This window comes from Acidisphaera sp. S103 (assembly GCF_009765975.1).
Classification (GTDB): Bacteria; Pseudomonadota; Alphaproteobacteria; order Acetobacterales; family Acetobacteraceae; genus Rhodopila.
In genome coordinates, this window is the sequence record NZ_LMUJ01000060.1 from 186,747 (window position 1) to 193,532 (window position 6,786).

General features: G+C 62.8%; 7 protein-coding genes. 5 read left to right on the top strand and 2 right to left on the bottom strand.

Translation table 11 applies throughout. The features are described 5' to 3' along the window. Positions 1 to 26 precede the first annotated feature (26 nt). The 3 genes from GSQ89_RS19770 to GSQ89_RS19780 are packed head-to-tail and all read left to right on the top strand — an operon-like array spanning position 27 to position 3,517. A complete protein-coding gene (locus tag GSQ89_RS19770) occupies positions 27 to 1,634 on the top strand; it encodes an ABC transporter substrate-binding protein (RefSeq protein ID WP_158928351.1) in 1,608 nt (535 codons plus the stop codon). Continuing rightward, entirely contained in the window at positions 1,635 to 2,606 is a 972-nt protein-coding gene (locus GSQ89_RS19775; protein ID WP_158928353.1) for an ABC transporter permease, read from the top strand. Positions 2,607 to 2,617: 11 nt separating this feature from the next. Further along, positions 2,618 to 3,517 (top strand): ABC transporter permease, encoded by a 900-nt coding sequence (locus tag GSQ89_RS19780; protein ID WP_158928355.1) that lies wholly within the window; start codon positions 2,618 to 2,620, stop codon positions 3,515 to 3,517. A gap of 1 nt (position 3,518) precedes the next feature. Here GSQ89_RS19780 and aroQ read toward each other — a convergent pair whose 3' ends face one another. Further along, positions 3,519 to 3,968 carry a type II 3-dehydroquinate dehydratase gene (aroQ, locus tag GSQ89_RS19785; RefSeq protein WP_158928357.1) on the bottom strand — a complete coding sequence of 150 codons (450 nt, stop codon included), beginning with the start codon at positions 3,966 to 3,968 and terminating at the stop codon, positions 3,519 to 3,521. A 195-nt stretch (positions 3,969 to 4,163) separates the two neighbouring features. Here aroQ and GSQ89_RS19790 point away from each other — a divergent pair, with 195 nt between their 5' ends. Continuing rightward, complete coding sequence (locus GSQ89_RS19790; RefSeq protein ID WP_158928359.1) at positions 4,164 to 4,607, top strand: MgtC/SapB family protein; 444 nt, start codon at positions 4,164 to 4,166, stop codon at positions 4,605 to 4,607. A gap of 78 nt (positions 4,608 to 4,685) precedes the next feature. On the opposite strand, the gene GSQ89_RS19795 is transcribed toward GSQ89_RS19790, so the two are convergent. Next, positions 4,686 to 5,228 (bottom strand): NUDIX hydrolase, encoded by a 543-nt coding sequence (locus tag GSQ89_RS19795; RefSeq protein ID WP_158928361.1) that lies wholly within the window; start codon positions 5,226 to 5,228, stop codon positions 4,686 to 4,688. A gap of 383 nt (positions 5,229 to 5,611) precedes the next feature. On the opposite strand from GSQ89_RS19795, the gene GSQ89_RS19800 reads away from it, so the two are divergent. Beyond that, the coding region (locus GSQ89_RS19800; RefSeq protein ID WP_158928363.1) for an MFS transporter at positions 5,612 to 6,786 on the top strand (1,175 nt) is incomplete at its 3' end.

Below are 6,786 nucleotides of genomic sequence, written 5' to 3' on the forward strand. Positions count from 1 at the left end.
CAAAAATACTATCAGGGAGTGCGATCATGCTGACTAAAATCTTTCGAACGGCCGGGGTCTCGGTTCTGCTCGCCGCGGCGACCGGTGCGGCGGGGTGGGCTGCCGAGACGCCGAAACGGGGTGGCGAACTGGTCTATATGATCCCGGCGGAGGCACCGCCAAGCCTGGACGGGCACCGTGAGACAACCTTCGCGACCGTCCATTCGGTTGCTCCGTTCTACAGCGTTCTGATGCGGGCCAACCCGGATAACCCCCAGGACACCACAAGTTTCGTCTGCGATCTATGCACCGCGGTTCCCACGCCCACCGACGATGGCAAGACGTATACGTTCACGATCCGTCAGGATGCGAAGTTCCAGGATGGAACGCCGCTGACCGCGGCCGATGTCGCGGCAAGCTGGCACGAGATCATATTCCCCCCCAAAGGCGTCCTCAGCGCTCGCGCCAACTGGTACTCGATGGTCGATTCCGTCGAATCGCCCGATCCAGCCACGGTCGTGTTCAAGCTGAAGTTTGCCACGACCGTTTTCATACCCGCCTTGGCCGACCCTTATGCTTTCATCTACGAAAAGAAGATCCTGGATGCCGACCCGCACTGGTACGAAGCCCATGTAATGGGCTCCGGTCCGTTCCACTTCGTCAGCTACGCGATCGGGCAGGAGATCAAGGGCGAACGGAACCCGGATTACTACATGAAGGGCCTGCCTTATCTCGACGGGTTCACCGGCATCTATGCGCCGAAGGAGGCCGTCCGGGTCGCGGCGATCAAGTCCGACCGTGCGGCAATCGAGTTCCGCGGAATGCCCCCGACGGCTGTCAACGATCTGAAGGCCTCGCTCGGCGATCGGATATCGGTGCAAACCAGCGATTGGAACTGCGGCAATGTGATCACGCCCAATTCGAGCCGCAAGCCGTTCGACGATGTGCGTGTCCGGAAGGCGTTGCTATTGGCGATCGATCAGTGGAACGGTGCGCCGGCGCTGTCCAAGATCGCTGTCGTGCGTACCGTTGGCGGCATCGTTTTCCCCGGGTCTCCCTTGGCCGCCACCAAGGCGGAATTGGAACAGTTGGCCGGGTTTTATCCGGATATCGAAAAATCCCGCACCGAAGCTCGTCGGCTGCTGAAAGAGGCGGGGCAGGAACACCTGAAATTCGAACTGTTGAACCGCAACGTCGATCAACCGTACAAATTCATCGGCACCTGGGTGATCGACCAGTGGAGCAAAATCGGCGTGACCGTGACCCAGAAGGTGGTGCCGACCGGTCCCTGGTTCGCGGCGATGCGCAGCGGCGACTTCGACGTGGTGTCCGAGTCGAATTGCAACAGCATCGTCAACCCTGTGCTCGACACGCAAAAATATCTGCCGCAAGCGTTGTTCAGCGAAAGCTATGGTCGCTACAGCGATCCCGTCGCCGCCGACATCTACCAGAACATGCTGCGCGAGACTGATCCCGCCAAGCAACGTGTCCTGATGCGCGCGTACGAGAAGCAGGTCATCGACGTCGAGGCACACGCGTTTCCGATGCTGTGGTGGAACCGGATCGTGACCTATCGGTCCTATGTCAAGGGTTGGAAGATCGGCCCCAGCCACTTCATCACCCAGGATCTGGCAACGATCTGGCTGGACAAATAAATGTATCGGTACGTTATCAAACGCGTGCTGCTGATGGTCCCGACCTTGATCGGGGCCGCCGCTCTCGTCTTCCTGCTGATGCGGCTGATCCCGGGCGACATCTGCGTCGTTCGCCTGGGATCGGGCGGCGGCAGCTTCGATCCGCGCGCCGTGGCCGCCTGCCATGCCGAACTCGGCATGGATCGTCCGATGTGGCTGCAATTCGTCGATTTCGTCTGGGGATTCTTCCGCCTGGACTTCGGCACGTCGATGTGGTCGGGCAAGCCGGTCACCACCGAAATACTTGCCCGCCTGCCGATCTCGCTGGAGATCGCTCTGCTGGCCACCGTCGTTGCTATTTCCATCGCCATCCCGCTTGGCACGATATCGGCCCTGAAACAGAATACCTGGCTCGATGTGGTGGTCCGCGTGTTTGCCATTGGCGGCATCGCCACGCCATCGTTCTGGATCGGCATCATGTCCATCCTGCTGGTGCTCAACCTCAGCAACGCCATCACCGGCACGCCTTGGATGCCGCCGATCGACTATGTGCCAATCTGGAAAGACCCGATCCGCAACCTGTCCATGGCGTTCCTGCCCGCGATCACCGTGGGATACCGTTACGCCGCCGTCAGTATGCGGATGACCCGCTCCACCATGCTGGAGGTGATGCGGGAAGACTATATCCGCACCGCCCGAGCGAAAGGGCTGCTGGACAAGCTGATCATCAACCGGCACGCGCTGAAGAACGCATTGCTGCCGGTCGTCACCCTGATCGGCATCGAGTTCGCCTTCCTGATCGGCGGCCTGGTGGTGACCGAACAGGTGTTCAACCTGAACGGTGTCGGCCGGCTGTTCGTGCAGGCTGTGCAGAACCAGGACTACACGCTGACCCAGGCCCTGGTCATGCTGACAGTGACCGTCTTCGTCGTGACCAATTTCTGTGTCGACCTTCTGTATGCGTGGCTCGATCCGCGTATTCGTTTCGCCTGACGGGGACCGTCATGTCCGTATCCGCACCCGCGACGACCCTCACGGCCGAACCGGACCAAATCCGGCGCGGCCTGTGGCGCTCCATCCTGACCTTCTGCAGGCGCCAGCCGCTTGGCACGTTCGGCATGGCCCTGGTGATCATCGTCGCCATTGCCGGGCTGGGCGCCGACCTGATCGCACCCTACAACCCCACCGCGAACGACTTCGCCGCCATGACCGAGGCCCCAAGCTGGGCCCACTGGCTCGGCACCGATCAGTTCGGCCGGGACATGCTGTCACGCATCATCTTCGGTGCCCGCACCGCCCTGCTGGTCGGTTTGAGTTCGGCCCTGGTCGGCGGCGTCGCCGGGCTGGTACTGGGCGTCGGCAGCGCCTATTTCGGCGGCATGATCGACCTGATCCTGCAACGCGTCCTGGACGTGCTGATGGCGTTTCCGCTGATCATCATGGCGCTGGCCGTGGTGGCGATTTTCGGCACTGGCGTGCAGAACGTGATCATCGCCATTACCGTGCCGCTGATCCCGCGCTGCGCCCGTGTCGTGCGGTCCTCGGCGCTGGCAATCCGGGAAATACCGTATGTCGATGCCGCCCGGGCCTGCGGGTTCGGACATACGCGGATTATCCTGCGGCATATGGCGCCGAACGTGGTGGCGCCGTTCCTGATCATGATCACCGCGTTTGTCGGTCAGGCGATCCTGGCCGAGGCCTCGCTGTCCTATCTCGGCCTGGGGGTGCAGGAGCCGGTGGCGGCGTGGGGGCTGATGCTGCAGGGCGGCGCCGAGGAATATGCCTCCACCGCTCCGTGGATCGCCATCTTCCCCGGTCTCGCGATCATGCTGTCGGTGCTGGGCATCAACCTGTTCGGCGACGCCCTGCGCGACGAGTTGGATCCGAAGCTGCGCAACCGGTGATTTAGTCGACTTTTTCGTCGATCAGGCGGGCCACGCGGCGTAACGCCAACAAATAACCCTGGGTGCCGAAACCGGCGATCACCCCGTCCGCACGGGTTGAGACGAAGGAGTGGTGGCGGAATTCCTCCCGCTTGTGGACGTTGGAGATATGAATCTCGATCACCGGGGCGTCGAAGGTGTTCAGCGCGTCAAGGACCGCGACCGAGGTGTGGGTAAACGCGGCAGGGTTGATGACGATCCCGCCGGCAGTGTCACGCGCCTCGTGGATCCAGTCGATGATCTCGTATTCGCGGTTGCTCTGGTGGAAGCGGAGTTCCAGGCCTAGTTCGGCGGCCAATGCCTGGCAGTCGCGTTCCACGTCGGCTAGGGTCTCATGGCCATAGATGTGTGGCTGGCGTTTGCCCAGCAGGTTCAAGTTTGGCCCGTTCAGGACATAGACGAGGCGGCTCATCGGACGTTTCCTTTCTCGATGCGGCGAATATCGCGCGGCGGGACGATATGGCAAAGCGCGCGTTCGGATTTGGGTGATGCGATCGTTCACCCTCGACGACGCGGCCGGGCGGGCCGTAGGGTGCCGGTATGTGTCACATCCAGCACAATTCGATGGCGGCAGCCGGCGCGCCCGCGATACGCCGTCCTTGACCGGATGACGATACCCGGCGATCTGCATGGCATCACCGCCACCGTCGTCGCGGCTTTGCTCGGCGCCGGCATTGGAGCGGAACGGGAATGGCGGCGACATCCGGGCGGACTGCGGTCTTGCGCGCTGGTAGCCGCGGCCGCCTGTGTTTTCGCGAGAGTCGCCGTCACATACGGCGGTGGTAGCCCGGGCGCCGCGCTGGGGGCCGTCGCCACCGGTATCGGCTTCCTGGGCGCCGGCGTCATCCTGCGTGAGGGTAACCACGTTCGGGGCTTGTCCACCGCCGCCACATTCTGGGCGGTCGCGGCGATCGGCACGGCCGCCGGGGTGCTGGAATACGCGTGGGCAACCGCACTGACCGTGGTTGTCCTGTTCGCCCACGTCGTGCTGCGGCCGCTGTCGGCCTGGATCGAGCGCGTCGCCCCGCCCGAGGATGATGGTCCGCGCTGAGCATGATCGCGTGGCGTTCAAAGCGCGCGAGTCATGCGATCAAACAAAAAATAACACCGACGGCCCTGGTTGCCGATATTACAGAAACCCCTTCACCCGCAGCAGGCCGAATGCCGAGAGCGTCATTGCCTCCCGCAGCGTTCCGTCGCGGATCATCGCCTCGAAGTCGGCCAACGCGAAGCTGCGGCTGATCATATCCTGTTCGGTCGCTTCCCGGTCGGGTTCGCCTTGGGTCAGGTCGGTTGCCAGGAAGATGTGGCCTCGCTGGTTGCAGTAGCCGGGTCCCTGGAAAATCTCCCCGATACGGGTCATGCGGCCGGCGATCAGCCCGGTTTCCTCCCGCAGTTCCGCCGCCGCCAGGATCAGCGGATCGGTGCCCGGCGCCTGTTCCCACATGCCCATCGGAAACTCCCAGACCCGGACGCCGACCGGATAGCGGTACTGTTCCACCAAAGTTAGGCACCCATCCTGCCAGGGGACGATGACGACGAAATCCTCGCGTTCCACAACGCCATACAGCCCGTCGGAGCCGTCCGGGTGCCGGATGCGGTCTTCGCGGATCCGGGTCCAGCGGTTCTCATAGGCGATGCGGGTGGAGAGGGTGACGTAGGGGTTTGTCATCGGGTCGCTCGGCCTTTGTCGTGTGACGCGCGGCAAGGTAGCATGAATATGAGACCGAACGGCCGTGGCGGCATCAACGTTTCGGCGGCGCACGACAGTGCGGGGATTTTTGGAGAATAAGAGTTCGTTACACAAGATAATTTAGTGTCTCGTAATGAAATAACGGGCCTTCCGCCAAGATGGCCAAGATGTAACTGGTCCACATCAGACACGTATCGAATACTTGATCGTCAGGTGCCCACGACGGCCCTTTCACGAAGATGCGTAGTGTGTGGGCCTGCCAAACTGAATAGGTGAGTCAGTCCGCCGCACGGGGAGGGGCAGAAATTTGAGGCAAGGCAAATACGCTGCCCGGCTCAAGAAAAAAACAGGAGTACCGAGCTATGCAGGATGCTGCATCGGGTGCCGCTTCAGCCCAGCCGGATAGTTTCGGACGAAACCCCGACGCCAAGGGTACCGGCCGTATCGCCGCCCGTATCGATCGACTGCCGCTGACTTGGACTCAATGGCGGCTGGCGCTGATCACACAGATTTTTTGGGGCGTGATCATCGCGGCCGACGGCATTCCGGCCAAGCTGTATCCGTTCATTTGGGGACCGCGGCACAGCTTCGGCACCGGGGCGTTCTCCGTCCTGCTCGCCGTTCAGTTCGGCGTCGGCATCCTGGTCGGGGAGTATCTGATCGGCATCCTCGCAGACCGAGCGGGCCGGCGGACGGCGCTGCTGCTGTCCTCGCTCGCCGTGGCGCTGCCGCTGTGGCCGACCGCGTTGACCGATAATTTCTGGCTGCTGCTGCTGTTCTTCGGCCTCTCCTCGATCGGCATGGGCGGCGTGCTGTCGACCAACGTCGTCTACATGGGGGAAATCGTGCCGCCAGCCGAACGTGGACGGGTGATGCTGGCCTCCCAGATCCTCGCGGTGCTCGTGTTCGGGGTGCTCGGGAATGTTCCGGGGATTTTTTGGGTTCCGCTGCATTACCAGTGGTTCATCTACTTGTTCGTCGCGGTGCCGCTGGTCGTGCTGGTGCCGCTTGCGCTGTGGGGCATGCCTGAATCGCCGCGCTGGCTGGAGGCGCACGGCCGCCACGCCGACGCCGAACGGATCATGACGAAGCTGGAGGCGGACTGCCTGCGGCGCAGCGGCCTTCCCGTGCTGCCGGAGCCCGATTACGCCAGCTACGCCGTGCCGGTGAACCAGCATGTGCCGATGGGTGAACTGTTCCGCGGTGAGTATGGCCAGCGCACCATCATCCTGCTGGTCGCCTGGATCATTGGTTATGCCGGCATGGTCTACGGCTTCACCGGCTACCTGCCGGTCCTGCTGCGCAGCTTCGGCTTCTCCGCCAGCGTAACATTCGGCGCCCTGCTGGTCGCCAGCGTCGGCGGCGGCTGTCTCGGGCTGGCGATCTGTTCGCTGATCGGTGAGGCGGTCGAACGGCGGACTTCGATCGTGGTGTCGGCGATGCTGTTCTGCGTCGCGATGTTCGGGCTGTACTTCAATCACGGACTGGTCGCCGCCTACGTGCTGTCGGCGGTTGCCTGGGGGACGATGACGGTCTG